This window comes from Streptomyces sp. 63XJN7_1_ISO-PGPR-S23-121 (assembly GCF_056173025.1).
Window position 1 is genome coordinate 3,618,083 of record NZ_CM149653.1, and the last position, 14,582, is coordinate 3,632,664.

Consider the following 14,582-nt stretch of genomic DNA (forward strand, 5'->3'; position numbering starts at 1 on the left):
TCCGTCGCCTGTTCCAGGAGCCCGCCGTGCCTCTCACCTCGTCACCGTCCACCACCCCGTCCGAGGCCGCCGCGCCCAGCGGCGCGGGGGAGCCGTCGCCGCGCGCACGCCGGCGACGACGGCCGGCCCGGAGCAGGCCGGCCGAGGCGCCCGCGGGCGGCTCCGCCGCGCCGAGGCGGAACGCGACGGCCCTCGTCGCGGCGCTGCTCGGCTTCACGGTGATCACCGTCGACGTCTCGGCCGTCAACATCGCGCTGCCCGCGATCCGGAGCTCCCTCAGCGGGGGAATGGCCGGACTGCAGTGGGTGGTCGACGCGTACACCCTGATGTTCGCGGCCCTGATGCTCTCCGCCGGCTCCTTCGCCGACCGGGCCGGCGCCCGCCGCGCCTACGCCTGGGGCGTCGCCCTGTTCACCCTCTCCTCCCTCGGCTGCGCCCTCGCGCCCGGCATCGGCGTGCTGATCGGTGCGCGCGTGGTCCAGGGCGTCGCCGCCGCGGTGGTGATGCCGGCCTCGCTGGCGCTGATCCGCCACGCCTACGAGGACGCCCGGGCGCGTGCTCGTGCCATCGCGCTGTGGACGGTCGGCGGATCGGTGGCGATGGCCGCGGGTCCGGTGCTGGGCGGGCTGCTCACCGAAGGGGCCGGCTGGCGGTCGGTGTTCCTGCTCAACCTGCCGGTGGGTGCGGTGATCCTGGGCCTGCTGGTGCGGGTGGAGCGCTCCCCGCGGCGGCCCGCCCCGCTGGACGGCGCCGGCCAGCTCACCGCCGTACTGGCGCTGGCCGCCCTGGTGTTCGCCGCGATCGAGGGCGGTCACCTCGGCTGGACCAGCGCACCGGTCCTGGCCGCCGCCGCGCTCGCCGCCGTCTCCGCGTACGCCTTCCACCGGGTGGAGGCCCGGCACGAGCACCCCATGGTCCCGCTGGGCATGCTGCGCGACCGCCGGGTGGCGCCCGCTCTGGCGGTCGGCTTCGCCCTCAACGCCGCCTTCTACGGCGGGATCTTCGTCCTGGGGCTGTACTACCAGCAGCTGCGCGGCATGTCGGGGATCGCCGCCGGTCTGATGTTCGTCCCGATGTCGGCGCTGGTGACGGCGACCAACCTGGTGTCACCGCGGCTCGCGGAGCGCATCGGCCGGCGGGCGGTGATCGTCACCGGGCAGGTGCTGTTCGGCGCGGCCATGGTCGCCATGCTGGCGCTGGCCGCGGACACGCCCCTGTGGCTGGTGCTGGTCCTGCTGGTGCCGCTGAGCGTGGGCGGGGCGCTCGCGGTTCCGGCGCTGACGGCACAGCTGATGGAGGCCGTGCCGAGCCGGCGCGCGGGGATCGCGTCTGGCCTGCTCAACGCCTCCCGCCAGGCCGGCGGCGCGCTCGCCGTCGCTCTGTTCGGCAGCGCGCTCGCCGGCTCCGACGGAGGCTTCTCCCTGCCGGGCATGCGTCTGGGCCTGCTGGCCGTCGCCGCCCTGCTCCTGGTCACCGCCGGCCTCGCCCGCGTCCTGCTCCCGCGCGGGTGACGCCCCGGGCCGGGCCGGCCCGCCCGATGGACGGCGCCGGCCGGCCCGCCTCGCAGGGGCGGCGCCGGTGGATCAGATGCCGCAGGTGGGAGCCGACCAGTAGGGCGACGGGTCGAAGGCCACGTGGGTGTGGTCGTTGTGGCCGGGGTAGCCCGGGCCGAGGATCTCCGAGAAGCCGTGCGTCCTGGCCTGCTGGGCGAGCCGGCAGAAGGACGGCGAGCCGACGAGGTCGGCCGCGTCGCCGTAGAGGTGACGGCTGGTGGTGGAGCCGCCGACCGCGCTGTTGCAGGCGCGGGAGCGGAATCCGCTGGAGATGCTGATCGGGACGTCGCCGAGGGCGTGCCGCATCGCCTCCAGCTTCCACATGGTCTTGAGCGCGTTCGACTTGGCGGTGGCCGCGGAGACCGCGCCGCCGGACCAGTCGGAGTTGCACTTGTTGAGTTCGGCGTAGCTGAAGTGGACGGGCGTGCAGTCGGCGTCCTGGAGGGCGTAGATCTTGCTGAAGGTCGCGGGCCCCGCCACCCCGTCCGCGCTCAAGCCGTACGCGGCCTGGAACTTCTTGACGGCGGCGGCGGTCCGCGCGCCGTACTGACCGTCGTAGGAGAGCCGCTCGCCGGACGACACCCAGCCGGCGACCCGGATCTGGAGCTGGGTCACGTCGCTGCCCGAGGACCCCTGGGAGAGGGTGCGGTTCCAGGTGTAGCAGGAGTCGGCGTGCGCGGTGCCGGCGGTGGCGCCCACCCCGATCGCCAAACCAGTCATGAGCATGACAAGCGAGAGAAGCAGGCGTGACGCGCGTCTGAACATCCGGGCCTCCCGACCGTTGAGCCGACAACAACCGAAGCCCAGCGTGCGGCAACGGGCTACGCGCGTCAATGGTCACCCGGAGGAGTGAAGTCGGCGTCCCCGCTCGCGGCGGGGATCGCGCATGCCGCGCTGCTCAGGGCGTGTCCGGTTCTCGCCAATCCGCGGTAAATGCCTGGACCGTGAACCTCGCCCGACGGGAGACTTCCGGCTTCCGAACCTCCGGGAGCGTGATGGGAACAACAGATACGCGAGGGCCGACGCCGGGCAGGAGCGCGGTCGTTCTGGCCCTGCGCCGCTACGGCCGGGAACTGCTGCGACTCAGACTGCTGGCCCTGCCCGCGCTGCTGCTGCCGGCCGTGGGCAACATCGGCATCCGCTACGTCGCCCCGCTGCTGATCGCCAAACTGGCCGGACAGGCCGCCGACGACAGCGGTCTCACCCTCACCTCGGCGCTGCCCTACGTACTGGGCTTCGGCGTGACCCTGCTGCTCGCCGAGGCCGTGTGGCGGGTCGGGCAGCACTGCCTCAACCGCGTGGACGCCCTCGGCATGGAGCATCTGTACGTGGAGGGCATGGACGAACTCCTCGCCAAGGACGCGGCGTTCTTCCACGACAACTTCGCCGGTTCCCTGACCAAACGGGTGCTCAGCTTCGGCAAGCGCTTCGAGGACTTCGTCGACACTCTGACGTACCGGATCGTGGGCAGCCTCGTCCCTCTGGTGTTCGGTGCCGCGGTGCTGTGGAGCTACGAGCCGATGCTCGTGGTCGGCCTTCTCGTGATGATCGCGCTGACCGTGCTCGCCGCGACGCCTCTGATCCGTCGCCGGCAGAGGCTCGTCAACGACCGTGAAGCGGCGATCGCCCGCGTCTCCGGCCATGTCGCCGACAGCCTGGCGAACATGGAGACCATCCGGGCGTTCGCGGCCGAGCGGCGGGAGGCCGACGAACACCGCAGCCGCGTCGCGGACTCCCGGCGCCTGACGCTCAGGTCCTGGGACTACGGCAATCTGCGCGTCGACATCCTCATCGCCCCCATGTCCGTGCTGACCAACGTGCTGGGCCTCCTGGTCGCCATCGCCTTCGGCGGCCCGGGCCAAGGGGTGGAGGAGGTCGTCGTCGCCTTCACCTACTACTCCAACGCGACCCAGATCATGTTCGAGTTCAACCAGATCTACCGGCGTCTGGAAAGCTCGATGACCGAGGCCGCGCAGTTCACGGAGCTGCTGCTGGATCCGCCCACCGTGCTCGATCCGAAGGCGCCCGAACCCCTCCTGCCGCGGGACACCGGCATCCGCTTCGAGGCCGTGACCTTCGCCCACGCCGGTGCGCAGCCCATCTTCGAGAAACTCGACCTGGACGTGCCCGCGGGCGCACGGGTCGGTCTGGTCGGCCGGTCCGGCGGCGGCAAGACCACGCTCACCCGGCTTCTGCTGCGGATGTCGGACATCGACGACGGACGCATCCTGATCGGCGGCCAGGACATCCGCCGGCTGCGCCAGGCGGACCTGCGCTCACTGATCGCCTACGTCCCGCAGGAACCCGCCATGTTTCACCGCAGCCTGCGGGACAACATCGCCTTCGCCCGGCCCGGCGCCACCGACGACGAGATCCACGCGGCGGCCGCGGCCGCGCACGTCACGGAGTTCGCCGCCCAACTCCCCGACGGTTTCGCCACCTTGGTGGGGGAGCGGGGCATCAAGCTCTCAGGCGGCCAGCGTCAGCGCGTCGCCCTGGCCAGGGCCATCCTGCGCGACGCCCCGATCCTCCTGCTCGACGAGGCGACCAGCGCGCTGGACTCGGAGAGCGAACTCCTCGTCCAGGACGCCCTGTGGCGGTTGATGGACGGACGTACGGCCCTCGTGGTCGCCCACCGGCTCAGCACCGTGGCCGGCATGGACCGGCTCGTCGTACTCGACCGCGGACGCGTCGTCGAACAGGGCACCCACGGGGAGCTGCTCGCGGGGGAGGGTGCCTACGCCAAACTGTGGCAGCACCAGTCGGGCGGCTTCCTCGGCGAGCGCGCCGAGCCGGCCACCGGACCGGTTGCGGGAGCCGGCCCCGGCGGGCTGCCCGGGCCGGCCGGCCCGGCGACTCGGGCCTCCGAGGTCGGCGGATAGGGAACACGGCGCCCCCGAGGCGGCCGGACCGGCCGGCCTCGCCGCCATGCGGGGGCGTCCGATCCGGCCTAGCGTGGAAACGAGGGGCAGCTCGCATCGTCGCGCCCGGGAGAGGTGAAGTCCCATGCCGAGCGAGCAGACGACGGCACGTGAACAGGCCCTGACCGAGCGGCTCCGGTCGGCGCTGCGCGGCGAGGTGATCGACCGCGGCCACCCCGCCTACGACGAAGCCCGGGCCGTGTGGAACGGGCTGATCGACCGCCGGCCCGCGGTGATCGCGCGGTGCGCCGGGACGGCCGACGTCGTCGAGGCGGTGGCGGCCGCGCGCGAGCACCGGCCGGTCGTGAGCATCCGCGGCGGCGGCCACCAGGTCGCGGGGAGCGGCGTCTGCGACGACGGCCTGGTGACCGACCTGTCGCACATGAAGGGCGTGCACGTCGACCCCGAGGCCCGCACCGCGCGCGCCCAGGCGGGCGTCACCTGGGGCGAACTGGACCGTGAGACCCAACTGCACGGGCTCGTCACGCCGGGAGGGGAGATCTCGGCGACCGGGATCGCGGGTCTCACGCTCGGCGGCGGCTTCGGGTTCGTGATGCGGACCTTCGGACTGAGCTGCGACAGCGTCCGCTCGCTGGAGATCGTCACCGCGGACGGCATGGTGCGCACGGCGAGCCGGGACGAGGAGTCCGACCTCTTCTGGGCGGCGCGCGGAGGGGGCCGGGGCCTGGGCGTCGTCACCTCCTTCGAGTTCGGCCTGCATCCGCTGGGTCCGGAGGTGGCCGGGGTGCTGGTCCTGCACCCGTACGAACGTGCCGAGGACGTGCTGCGGGCCTGGCGGGACGCGACGTACACCGCGCCGGACACGGTCACGCCGGAGCTCCTGCTCTGGAGCGTCCCCGCCGATCCCGCGATCCCGCAGGAACTGCACCGGGCGAAGTGCGTGATGGTCGGCGCCGTGTACGGCGGCCCGCCGGGCGACGAGGCCACCGCCGCGCTGGCGCCGCAGCGCGACCTGGGCCCGCCGCTCATGGACCTGAGCGGAACCGTGCCGTACGTTGCCCTGCAGAGCGCGAACACCTGGCGGTTCCCCGACGGGGAGCGTTACTTCATGAAGTCGCACTTCATGGAGGAGCTGACGGACGAGGCCATCCGGACCCTGCTGGACTGGGACTCCCGGCGGCCGACTCCGGAGAGCCTGATCGTCGTCCGCACCCTGGGCGGCGCGGTGGCACGCGTGGGCCCGGACGACAGCGCGTTCGCGCACCGGTCCGCGCGCTACAACGTGAGCATCGACGCGGGCTGGCGGGACCCGGCGCTGGACGAGACCGCGATCGCCTGGGCGCGCTCGGCATGGGACGCGATGAAGCCGTTCTCCAGCGGCGGTGCGTACGTCAACTTCGCCGGGCTCGGTGAGGACGCGGGCGAGCTGCGGGGCGCGGTCTTCGGCTCGCACGAGGAGCGGCTCGAGCGCACCCGCGCCGCCTACGACCCGGCGGGCCTGTTCGCACCGGCCGCGCGCAGGCCGTGACCCGGCCGGGCGAGTCCTCGCCGGCGCCCCCGCATGCGTGAAGGGGTGTGCCCACCAGTGCTGACCGGTGGGCACACCCCTTCACGCATCCCTCAGGCGTGTCGTCGGGCCCAGTACGGGGTGACGACCGCGATGAGGAGAGCGGCGACGCCGATCTGCAGGACGTGGCGGATCCAGTCGATGCCGCCGGTGTCGCGTACGCCGAACGCGGTGGCGAGCGCGTTGCCGGCGACGGCCCCGACGATGCCGAGGACGGTCGTCAGCCACAGCGGGATGGGCTGGCGCCCGGGGAGCACCAGCTTGGCCAGCAGGCCGATGACGAGTCCCGCGATGATGGCCCAGAGGAACGACACGACTCTTCTCCTTGCGGTGCTGCGGAAGTTCAGGTTGTCCTTCGCGTGCCCCTGGGGGACGGTCATATGCCTGCTCGTCGACGCCGGGTGCTCGCGGAGGCGAACCGTCACCGCGTGTCGCGCAGTTGGCGGAGGTAGGTCGCGGTCAGGGCCACGGCACGGTCCGCGTCCCGCGACAACTCCACCAGGGCGCGTGCCGCCCGCGGCCCGGGGATGTCCGCCAGCGCCTGGGTCAGCCGCCCGCGCGCGGGTGCCGGCGTGGCGTCGTGGGTGAGACGGCCGACGAGCCCGGCCGCGATCACGTCCGCCGTCGTGGTGTCCCTCGCCAGCACACTCAGCGCGTCCGCCGCGTCGGTGTCGTTCCTTCCCTCCACGATCAGGTCGATGAGCGCCGGGACGGCGTCCGCCTCACCGCGCGTGCCGAGCGTCAGGGCGGCATGCCCGCGGACCACGGGGTCGGGGTGCGCGAGGGCCTCGCGCAGTTGTCCGGCGGCCTCGTCACCGGGCATCTCGGCGAGGGCCCGGACGGCACGTTCCCGTACCGCGGCCTCCGGTGAGCCCAGGGCCCTGGCCAGCAGCGCCGGACCGCCCTCGCCCGACCGTGCCAGCGCCCACCGAAGGGCTCCGGCGACGTTCGGCTCCGTCTCGCGCAGTGCCGCCTCGACCAGGGCCTCCACCGGCACCCCGGCGGCCGAGGAGAGCGCCGCACGCTGTCGCGCGGCGGCGCTCTTCGACCCCAGCGCCTGGAGGAGCGCCACGACCTGGAGGACGTCCTCCCAGCCGGCGGGGTCCGCGGCGTGGATCCGGCACAACCGCGTGAGCAACTCGGTCTCCGCCGCGACGCGTTCACGGGTCCGGCGGATGAGCTCGGTGACAAGCGCCGAGGGCATGGAGCCCGGGTCGTCCAGCGCGCGTCCGATCTCACGCAGCGACAGTCCCAGCGACCGCAGGCTCTCGATCTGGAAGATCCGCTGGATGTCCTCCCCGGAGTACTCCCGGTAACCGGAACCGGTCCGCCCCGAGGGACGGACCAGACCCAGCGACTCGTAGTGCCTGAGCATCCGGGCGCTGACCCCGGACCGTCGCGCCACCTCACCGATCAACACGTCCTATCCTCCCCCATGACCGGACCCGCCGAGCGCCACGATGCGCTTCGCCTCGTCGAGCAGGAACCCGAATCCGGCTTCCGGGTCGCGCAGCAGGCGCCGGGTGGCGAGCGCGTGCGCGCGCACGAGCGGGTCGGGGGCCGACTCCGCGGCGAGCAGGTCCGGCACGATCACCTCACCCAGCTCGACCAGCGCCCGGCTGAGGCTCCGCTGCGTCTCCCCTCCGCCTCGCCCGAGCTGCGTCACCAGCACGGTGGCCAGCGCCGGCTCCTCGCCGTCCGGTACGAGCACGACCGCGGCCCGCCAGGCGCTGCGCGCCACCTCGTCGTCGGCGTCGCGCAGAAGCGCCGGTGTGATCGCCGGCCACGCCTGCGCGTCTCCGATCTTGGACAGCGTGTGCAGGGCCTGACTCCGGGCCTGCGCCCGTGCCGAGCCCAGTTCGCGGAGCAGCCGGGGAAGCGTCAAGGGCAGCGGGTGGCGGGCGAGCGCCCAGGTCAGCATGTCGCGGACGAAGAACTCGGGTTCGACCGCGCATCGCTCGACGAGCTCGTCGACGTAGCGCGGGTCGGGTGTCGTGCCCACCGCGAGAGCGGCCCGCAGCCGCGCGGACGGGCGGCTGTCGGCCAATCCCTCGAGCGCTCGCGTCGTGTCCGTTCCCTGTCCCGTGACCGTCATCCAGACCACCTCCTCGGACAGCAGGAAAGACCCTGCCACCGTGTCAAGGTCAAACGGCGGCCGTGGCGTGGGCGCCGGCGGGTGGGGCAGTCCCTAGCGGTGCAGCTCCAGATCGATGTGCGCGAGAGGGCGCGGAGGAAGTAGGGCGCGTCGAAGATCCGGCCGGCGGAGGCGACCTCGGTCGCCCTGGTGCGCCCGGTGAGGACGCGGTCGACCGCTTCCACGGCGAGCGGCGCGGTGATGGCGTAGATGTCCGTGCCCCGCGCGACGGCCCGCCGCTCACGCCCGCCCGAGCGCACGACGGCGTCGACGAGGAAGGTCTGGGCGGACCTCCCGTCCGTGTCGGCCGGGGCGGGCGCCGGGGTGTCGGGGGCCGACAGGTCCCTGGCCGCCTCGACGGTCATGTAGGTGCGCACCTCGGGAATGGGCAGGTGGCTCGGCACCGTGACGACATCGGCCATCGTGAACTCCCCGAGGACGGCCCGGGTGCCCATCGGGTCCGGGAAGGGCCAGTCCAGGGTCGGCAGCGCGTCCTCGTGGTACTGCAGACGCCCCTCGGCGTAGCGGACCCCCCGGCCGCCCCGCCGCTCCCGGGACACCGCGCCTGCGGCACGTGTCCCGGCGGTGGGGTGCCAACTGCTCAGCCCGTAGGCGACGTGCGCCTCGTCGGCCGACGTCCACTCGCCCATCGCGGCGGTGACGAGCAGGTCCCCGAGGCCGCCGTAGAAGGCCATGGCGGGCACGACGATCGTTCCCGCGGCGCGGGCGCGGTCCGCGAACTCGGTGAACGTGTCGATGTTGGCCTCGATCTCGGCCGCCACGTCCACGTACGGAATGCCGGCGCGCAGTGCCGCCTCGACCACGGGGGCGGCCGTCGTGGCGAAGGGGCCCGCGCAGTTGAGCACGGCTGCCGCACCGGCCAGCGCGCCGTCGAGCGCGGCCGGGTCGTCGACCGGGGCGGGGCGGACGTCCCACTCGCCGCCGAGCTCCGCCGAGAGGGCCTTCAGCTTCCCGGCGTCGCGCCCCGAGAGCACCGGAACGAACCCGCGGTCCCGCAACCGAGCCACCACAAAACGGCCGGTGTGCCCGTACGCGCCGTACACCGTGACCATGCGCCCCGCAGTCATGAATGCTTCCTTCGCTCGAATGATCCGCTCGGTCTGGCGTCTGCGGGCCGGGCGCCGTGCGGGCCGGCCGGTTCGGGCTGGAACCCGACCACGGTCTCGACCGGCTCCGGCACGCCGACACCGTGATCCTCCCCGGCTGGGCCGACGTCGACGAGGACCCGCCCGCGGAACTGGTCGACGCGGTACGCGCGGCACACGAGGCGGGCGCACGCGTGGCCTCCCTCTGCACGGGCGCGTTCGTGCTGGCCGCCGCCGGCCTGCTGGACGGGCTTCGCGCGACCACGCACTGGGCCCACACCGACGTCCTCGCCGCCCGCTATCCCCGCGTGACGGTGGACCCGGACGTCCTCTACGTGGACAACGGCAGCGTGCTCACGTCCGCCGGCAAGGCCGCCGCCATGGATCTGTGCCTGCACCTCGTCCGGCTCGACCACGGCTCGTCCGTCGCCAACACCGCCGCCCGCCGCCTCGTCGTGCCACCCCAACGGGACGGAGGACAGGCCCAGTTCGTCACCACTCCGGTGCCCGCCCCGGACAATCACCCCCTCGCGGAACTGTTCCCGTGGGTCCTCGAACGGCTCGACCGGCCGCTGACCGTGGAGGACCTCGCACGCCGGGCGGGCATGAGCTCGCGCCATCTGGGCCGTCACTTCAGGGCCGCCACCTGCACCACCCCGTTGCAGTGGCTGCTGACCCAGCGGATCCGCCACGCGCAGGTACTGCTGGAGACCACCGACGACAGTGTCGACTCCGTCGCGGCGGCCACCGGCATGGGCACCGCCACGACACTGCGCCGCCACTTCAACCGCACGGTCGGCGTTCCCCCGGACACCTACCGCCGCACCTTCCGTTCCCGGGCCCTCCCGGCTCCCGAGGGCGGCTAGCGACACCGGCCCGCGTGTACCGCCGGACGCCTAGCGGGCTGTCGACACGTTCCACGCCACGGCTCCGACGTCCGGCTCCGCGGCGGAGATCTCATACGTCACCTCTCCCCGTGGCCGCTTGACGGCCACCAGCTCGCCGCCCGTGTTGCAGGGCAGCCGCCGTGTGGTGGTCCTCCCGTCGACGGTGAGGCCGACCGTGACGGCCTTGCCCCGGCCGGAGCAGGCGACGGCCAGGAAGTAGTCGGTGCCGCTGTCGAGGGCGGAGACGCGGCGGCTGATCCGGCCGGGGAGGTCACCGGCGCCTTCGTCGACGGGCCGGTCCGCCTTCCGGTCCAGGTTCAGGTCCGAGGGCAGGCGGCTCAGGGCCGTCCGCCGGTAGACGTTCCGTGGTGAGGTGCCCTCCAGCAGCCGCTGGACGTCGCGCAGGGTCCGGAGACTGGGGGCCTCACCGGCGGCGAACTCGGCGACCGCGTCCTCGGGCAGACCCCGGACGGCCGTGCGGTAGGCGTCGGGGACGACGGCGCGGCCCTCGAACTCGCCCAGGCCGAACGTCTCGTCGTCGTAGGGAACCGCCGCGTCGTCACCGATCAGCTCCGCCCCGTTCGCGGTGCCGACGAGTCCCACGACGTAGGTGTGGCCGGGCTCGAGCCGCGGAGCTCCCTCACGTGCGGCCTCCTCCTTGCCGCCCCAGAGGGTGGTGTACCAGCCGTGCGCCCGCAGAGTGACCTCCTCGGGCGGGCGCGGTGCCCCGGGCCTGGACCAGATGACCTGGGCGACGGTCGCGGTGACCGTGCGGGGGATGTAGTCGCCGTCCTTCGGATCGGCCTCGGCCGTCGACTCCCGCGTGATCCGGACGACGGCGGCGTGGTCTCCGTGGGCGACCCACTCTTCTGCGGCGGCCGAACCGCGGAACGGATCGTACGAGGCGCGGGGTAGCACGCGTCGGCCGTCGCCGGCTGCGATGGCCACCGCGCTGCCGGCGGCCACCAGCACGGCCACACCGACGACGATCCCGATCCTCATCCGTCTTCTCGACGCCACGGTGCTCCTGCCCGATGCCTGGGGTCCGGTTGGACTTCGATGTAGGACGACCCGGGCAGCCGTTCGGTTGCGCCGGCCGGCGCCTTACCGGCCGGAGCCGTCATGCCTGGTCGTACGGGGCGATGACGAGGTCACCGCACCGGCTGCCGGGAGATCCCGCTCGACGACGCCGGTCGGCCGTCGGAGTGATTGCCGGGCGCTCGCTGTGCCGTGGCCGCCGTCGAGCGCGCCGGGCCCCCACGATGAGGAGCCTGCGCCACCTCGAAGGGCACGGTGGCACGACGCCAGGAGAAGCGGAACCGTGGACACCAGCCCAGTCACCGCCGACGCGCCCCCCGCCGGCTACGACGACCTGCGCGCTCTTGTCTTCAACTGCACGCTGAAGCGGTCACCGGAGCGCAGCAACACGCAGGGGCTCATCGACCGCGGCGTGCGCATCATGGAACGACAGGGCGTACAGGTCGAGACCGTACGGGCGGTCGATCACGACATCGCGACCGGGGTCTGGCCGGACATGACCGAACACGGCTGGCGGAGCGATGCCTGGCCGACGCTGTACGAGAAGGTCATGGCCGCGGACATCCTCGTCCTGGCCGGTCCGATCTGGCTGGGCGACAACAGCTCGGTGATGAAGCAGGTGATCGAGCGCCTGTACGCGTGCTCCAGCCTGCTCAACGACGCGGGACAGTACGCCTACTACGGCCGCGTCGGCGGCTGTCTGATCACCGGGAACGAGGACGGCGTCAAGCACTGCGCGATGAACGTCCTCTACAGCCTCCAGCACCTCGGCTACTCCATTCCGCCGCAGGCCGACGCGGGCTGGATCGGCGAGGCCGGCCCCGGCCCCTCCTACCTCGACGCCGGTTCCGGGGGTCCGGACAACGACTTCACCAACCGCAACGTCACCTTCATGACCTGGAACCTGCTCCACCTGGCCCGGCTCCTCAAGGACGCCGGAGGCATCCCCGCCTACGGCAACCAGCGCACCGCCTGGGACGCCGGCTGCCGTCACGACTACGAGAACCCCGAACACCGCTGACCGCCGGTACCACCGGCGACTGCGCCGTCTCATGGCAGGGGTTCGCGCGGTGAGGCCTGGCGAGCACGGGACGCGAGGCGATCGGCGAGCGCGGTGACGAGGTCGCGCAGTTCGTCGGGGCGCTCGATGACGAACGGCCGGTCCAGCGAGGCGAGTACGGGAGGCAGCCAGTCGAGCCGCTCCGCCCGCAGTTCGACGCGCAGCCAGCGCTCGGTCGCCCGGTCCTGGCCTGCCGCGGGCTCGTGCTCCTCCAGGCTCGCGATGCTGGCGGGCAGGTGGGCGCGGATCTGCTCGACTGTCCCGTGGATCCGCAAGGTCACCTCGTGCCGGTACTCGGCCGTGGCGAACGCCGACAGCACGCGCTGGGCCGGACCGGGGCCCACCGGCGCTTCGAACGTGCCGGGCAGGGCCCGCGCGTCCGCGATGCGGTCGAGCCGGAAGGTGCGGTCCTCGCTGATCCCGGCGTCCTTGCCCGTGACGTACCACCGGCCCGCGTGCGCGACGATCCCGTACGCGTGCAGCGTGCGTTCGCTGCGCCGCCCGTCGCGGTCGGTGTAGCGGATCGAGACCGGTCGGCGGTGGCGCACCGCGTCGGCGATGGCGAGCAGGACGCCGGAGTCCGGGGTGTCGGACGTTCCGGGCTGTTCCGTGAAGGCGAGGGATTCCAGGAGTGTGTCGAGCCGGCGGGCGATGTTCTTGGGCAGCACCCGCCGGATCTTCGCCGATGCCGTCTCGTTCGCCGTGCGCTGCGCCGGCGTCAGTCCTGTGCGGCGGCCGGCGACCAGGCCGAGCAGCACGGCCAGCGCCTCGTCGTCGGTGAGCATGAGCGGAGGCAGGCGGTACCCGGGAGCGAGCCGGTACCCGCCGTAGCGGCCGCGCACCGATTCCACGGGCACGTCCAGGTCGATCAGCTGGTCCACATACCGTCGCACGGTGCGCCCTTCGACGCCGAGCCGGCCGGCCAGTTCGGCCACCGTCCTGGTGCCGCCCGACTGCAGCAGCTCCAGCAGTGTCAGCACGCGGGCGGTAGGTCGGGGCATGTGCACAACCTAGCCCGAATACAGGACCGGTTCTGTCCACTATCTCTCCTAGCCTGCGCAGTGCACGCCATCGGCACAGCCAAGGAGATCCCCATGGAGTTCGTCTCGATCCGCATCATCACCGGCGACGTAGCGCGCCTCGTCGACTTCTACGACCTCGTCAACTTCTTCACCCCCGTCACCCCGGCGGCCGTCGAGAAGTTCGCACGCCGACGCCACGCACAGCGGCTCACGCGGGAGCCCTGGCAGCCCAGGGCTCCCGAGGGACGGGGCCGCCGAGTCCGGGAGCAGGTCGCCGTCTACGCGGCCGGGGCGAGCTCGGCGCGGCCGAACAGCAGGGCGTAGCCGTTGGGGAGCTGGTGGAGGATGCGGGTGGTCAGGTCGGGGCCGGCGTAGGCGGCGACGGCGGAGAAGACGGAGCCGGTGTCCCAGCGGGTGGTGGCCAGGGAGGCGCCGGTGCGGGCGGCGAGGTCCTTGACGAAGGCCCAGCCGGTCAGCGGCCGGGTGTCGGGGATCTGCGCCGTCAGCACGCATGCCGCTTCCAGGGGCAGGCGGCCGGCCAGGTCGACGCGTTCGTCGCCGGTCAGCTGGCGCCCCAGTCCGCCGAGAACCAGGCGGACGGCTTCGTCGGCCCTCTCGCGGGTGGGGTAGGCGCCGTCGTAGCGGACCTTCTCCAGCATCTGCTCGTACGCCGTCCCGTACGGCTGCCGGGGCGATGCGTGCCGGTCGGAGATCACTGGGGTGGTTGCCTTTCTTGCTTGGGCCGGTGTTCGGGCACCGGCGCGGGACGGGCAGGTGGGCACGGGCGGCCGAAGAGCACGGCGCTGACGCCGCGGTAGGTCACCGGGGTGCGGAGAGCGGATCCGAGGGGGAGATCGGGTGCCCGCCCTCCGCACTCGTCCGGCCGGTGTCAGCCGGAGATTTCCTTGCGGCCGGATCCGACGCCGATGGAGATCTTGCGGGGCTTGGCGCGCTCGGCGATCGGGATGCGCAGGGTGAGGACGCCCGCGTCGTAGTCGGCCTGGATGCGCTCGGTGTCGAGGGTGTCGGCGAGCACGATCTGGCGGGAGAAGACACCCAGCGGCCGCTCGGACAGCTCCACGTGTACGTCGTCGGCCTTCGCCACCGGCCGCCGCTCGGCCTTGACGGTCAGCATGTTCCGCTCGACGTCGATGTCGATCGCGTCCGCGGGGACGCCCGGAAGGTCGAAGGCCACCACGTACTCGTCGCCCTCGCGGTAGGCGTCCATCGGCATGGCCGACGGCCGGGACCAGGTGCCGGGGCCCATCAGTTGCTGCGCCAGCCGGTCCAGCTCACGGAAGGGGTCGGTGCGCATCAACATCGTAAGAACACC

General features: G+C 72.9%; 13 protein-coding genes and 2 pseudogenes. 6 read left to right on the forward strand and 9 right to left on the reverse strand.

Annotated elements, in window-relative coordinates:
* Positions 1-26: 26 nt before the first annotated feature.
* Complete coding sequence (locus tag AC0VYN_RS15815; RefSeq protein WP_475536550.1) at positions 27-1,511, forward strand: MFS transporter; 1,485 nt, start codon at positions 27-29, stop codon at positions 1,509-1,511.
* A gap of 72 nt (positions 1,512-1,583) precedes the next feature.
* On the opposite strand, the gene AC0VYN_RS15820 is transcribed toward AC0VYN_RS15815, so the two are convergent.
* Positions 1,584-2,318 carry a D-Ala-D-Ala carboxypeptidase family metallohydrolase gene (locus AC0VYN_RS15820; RefSeq protein ID WP_475536551.1) on the reverse strand — a complete coding sequence of 245 codons (735 nt, stop codon included), beginning with the start codon at positions 2,316-2,318 and terminating at the stop codon, positions 1,584-1,586.
* Between the two features lie 230 nt (positions 2,319-2,548).
* On the opposite strand from AC0VYN_RS15820, the gene AC0VYN_RS15825 reads away from it, so the two are divergent.
* Complete coding sequence (locus tag AC0VYN_RS15825) at positions 2,549-4,435, forward strand: ABC transporter ATP-binding protein (RefSeq protein WP_475536552.1); 1,887 nt, start codon at positions 2,549-2,551, stop codon at positions 4,433-4,435.
* 124 nt (positions 4,436-4,559) lie between these two features.
* The gene (locus tag AC0VYN_RS15830; RefSeq protein WP_475536553.1) at positions 4,560-5,963 is read left to right on the forward strand and encodes an FAD-binding oxidoreductase; all 1,404 of its coding nucleotides are present in this window, start codon (positions 4,560-4,562) and stop codon (positions 5,961-5,963) included.
* A 92-nt stretch (positions 5,964-6,055) separates the two neighbouring features.
* Here the strand turns inward: AC0VYN_RS15830 and AC0VYN_RS15835 are convergent, their stop codons facing one another.
* The 4 genes and pseudogenes from AC0VYN_RS15835 to AC0VYN_RS15850 all read right to left on the reverse strand — a co-directional run bounded on the left by AC0VYN_RS15835 (position 6,056) and on the right by AC0VYN_RS15850 (position 9,224).
* Entirely contained in the window at positions 6,056-6,316 is a 261-nt protein-coding gene (locus AC0VYN_RS15835; RefSeq protein ID WP_475536554.1) for a GlsB/YeaQ/YmgE family stress response membrane protein, read from the reverse strand.
* A 107-nt stretch (positions 6,317-6,423) separates the two neighbouring features.
* Positions 6,424-7,422 (reverse strand): MerR family transcriptional regulator, encoded by a 999-nt coding sequence (locus AC0VYN_RS15840; RefSeq protein ID WP_475536555.1) that lies wholly within the window; start codon positions 7,420-7,422, stop codon positions 6,424-6,426.
* 3 nt (positions 7,423-7,425) lie between these two features.
* Positions 7,426-8,097 carry a HEAT repeat domain-containing protein gene (locus AC0VYN_RS15845; RefSeq protein ID WP_475536894.1) on the reverse strand — a complete coding sequence of 224 codons (672 nt, stop codon included), beginning with the start codon at positions 8,095-8,097 and terminating at the stop codon, positions 7,426-7,428.
* A gap of 93 nt (positions 8,098-8,190) precedes the next feature.
* A pseudogene (locus tag AC0VYN_RS15850) lies at positions 8,191-9,224 on the reverse strand (saccharopine dehydrogenase NADP-binding domain-containing protein).
* Positions 9,225-9,253: 29 nt separating this feature from the next.
* On the opposite strand from AC0VYN_RS15850, the pseudogene AC0VYN_RS15855 reads away from it, so the two are divergent.
* Positions 9,254-10,108: pseudogene (locus AC0VYN_RS15855) on the forward strand (helix-turn-helix domain-containing protein); the annotation flags it as partial.
* A gap of 30 nt (positions 10,109-10,138) precedes the next feature.
* Here the strand turns inward: AC0VYN_RS15855 and AC0VYN_RS15860 are convergent.
* Positions 10,139-11,131 (reverse strand): hypothetical protein, encoded by a 993-nt coding sequence (locus AC0VYN_RS15860; protein WP_475536556.1) that lies wholly within the window; start codon positions 11,129-11,131, stop codon positions 10,139-10,141.
* A gap of 319 nt (positions 11,132-11,450) precedes the next feature.
* On the opposite strand from AC0VYN_RS15860, the gene AC0VYN_RS15865 reads away from it, so the two are divergent.
* Positions 11,451-12,188: a flavodoxin family protein gene (locus AC0VYN_RS15865; protein ID WP_475536557.1), complete on the forward strand. Its 738-nt coding sequence runs from the start codon at positions 11,451-11,453 to the stop codon at positions 12,186-12,188.
* A 29-nt stretch (positions 12,189-12,217) separates the two neighbouring features.
* Here AC0VYN_RS15865 and AC0VYN_RS15870 read toward each other — a convergent pair whose 3' ends face one another.
* A complete protein-coding gene (locus AC0VYN_RS15870) occupies positions 12,218-13,228 on the reverse strand; it encodes a helix-turn-helix transcriptional regulator (protein WP_475536558.1) in 1,011 nt (336 codons plus the stop codon).
* A 93-nt stretch (positions 13,229-13,321) separates the two neighbouring features.
* On the opposite strand from AC0VYN_RS15870, the gene AC0VYN_RS15875 reads away from it, so the two are divergent.
* Positions 13,322-13,573 carry a hypothetical protein gene (locus AC0VYN_RS15875; RefSeq protein WP_475536559.1) on the forward strand — a complete coding sequence of 84 codons (252 nt, stop codon included), beginning with the start codon at positions 13,322-13,324 and terminating at the stop codon, positions 13,571-13,573.
* On the opposite strand, the gene AC0VYN_RS15880 is transcribed toward AC0VYN_RS15875, so the two are convergent.
* Both AC0VYN_RS15880 and AC0VYN_RS15885 read right to left on the reverse strand, forming a co-directional pair.
* Complete coding sequence (locus tag AC0VYN_RS15880; protein ID WP_385465226.1) at positions 13,528-13,965, reverse strand: DUF2267 domain-containing protein; 438 nt, start codon at positions 13,963-13,965, stop codon at positions 13,528-13,530. The genes AC0VYN_RS15875 and AC0VYN_RS15880 overlap by 46 nt on opposite strands.
* A gap of 173 nt (positions 13,966-14,138) precedes the next feature.
* Positions 14,139-14,570 carry an Hsp20/alpha crystallin family protein gene (locus AC0VYN_RS15885; RefSeq protein ID WP_475536560.1) on the reverse strand — a complete coding sequence of 144 codons (432 nt, stop codon included), beginning with the start codon at positions 14,568-14,570 and terminating at the stop codon, positions 14,139-14,141.
* Positions 14,571-14,582: the final 12 nt, after the last annotated feature.